The organism is Litorimonas sp. (assembly GCA_029936425.1).
Classification (GTDB): Bacteria; Pseudomonadota; Alphaproteobacteria; order Caulobacterales; family Maricaulaceae; genus Litorimonas.
This window is the reverse complement of record JAPYSU010000142.1, coordinates 1-1,204: the sequence shown is the minus strand read 5'-3', so window position 1 is coordinate 1,204 and position 1,204 is coordinate 1. Positions and strand designations below refer to the sequence as shown.

The window sequence follows — 1,204 nt, the reverse complement described above, 5'->3', positions numbered from 1 at the left end:
GGTGCCCGGAGCCGGAATCGAACCGGCACGACCGTGAGGTCGAGAGATTTTAAGTACCTCGATTGCCCGATGAATCAATATGGCGAACCCTCTGACGGAAAGCTGTTCGGCCTTTACGCTCATGGAAGGTATTGGCTAACGCGGTTTTTCAGGTGGGAAGTTCAGCGCCCCAAGCAAACCAGGGAATTGCACGACACATCTAACGATGCCTGGCTAGAGCGCCTTTCGCGACTCACCCAGATTCGGGAAGTGACACAAGCCGAAATCGACGCGTTGCCTGCCGATACCGCTTACACCTGGGAGAAACTGAACAGTGAGATTCACCCGCCACCTTGGAGTTCTGTCAATAACTGTACTCCAGAGCATTTTTTCAACACGATATAAGCTTTCAACATACTTTTAAGTGCGGGTCTCCATTACTTACAACCTCTGTGATACTAAATCACGCTTCAGACTGATAAGGTCCCGAAAACTAGGAGCTATGAAAAGGCAATTATTCAGCTCCCTCCCAGACCTCTAGGGGCTGGAGTAACGGCTCACCTTCGCCACCGACCATCCAGGTAGGCACTAGATCGGGCTCAGTAAACCAGACACTATCTTTCCCACAATTAGGAAGCCACGGCCCTACATGCCTCTTGAGCACCCCGGAAAACTCGTGCTGAGACCAAGGACGGAGGTGATACCCGCCAAATACATCTGTATAGGTGGTAGATCCTTTAGCATCCTGCTTTGAACTTACATATCTTATCGGCGAATGAAGCAAATAGGATTGATAACTAACCTTGGCATACAGTTCGCTGAACTGAATCGGGTGTAGCTTCGCGCCGTTGACCTTTTTCAGATATTGCCCGATAGTCTCAGCATTAATGGAGCCATCCTCGAAAGCTACAATCACCCCGATCCCTCCCATTCGTATTCCAGCGGTCATATAGTGGAAACTATCACCAAACCAGAAATCTCGGCGCGCGCCTAGATCATGCAAATTGCACAGAAGAACTGAATAAGGCGCTCGATCTCCGAATTGGTGGAGTTTTCTTATTCCTTGGAGAAATAGGTGCAGGCTAGAAAAGGAACTCAAGGTTTTAGGGGAAATGATTGGAACTGATGAACTCCTTGAACGATCCGCTTTCAGTCCGATCTCCTTTCTTAGAATCCCATAGAATAGTTTTCCTAGCCAAAGATACCAGTGCGAATCACTTAGACT

2 protein-coding genes are annotated in these 1,204 nt (G+C 48.6%); one reads left to right on the top strand and one right to left on the bottom strand.

The window, feature by feature from the left end:
- On the top strand, nt 1–384 hold a 384-nt coding region (locus ACN0IC_RS15605), incomplete at its 5' end, for a hypothetical protein (protein ID WP_416879667.1).
- Between the two features lie 109 nt (nt 385–493).
- On the opposite strand, the gene ACN0IC_RS15600 is transcribed toward ACN0IC_RS15605, so the two are convergent.
- Nucleotides 494–1,204, bottom strand: a 711-nt coding sequence (locus ACN0IC_RS15600; RefSeq protein WP_416879666.1) for a hypothetical protein, incomplete at its 5' end; no start/stop codon positions are given.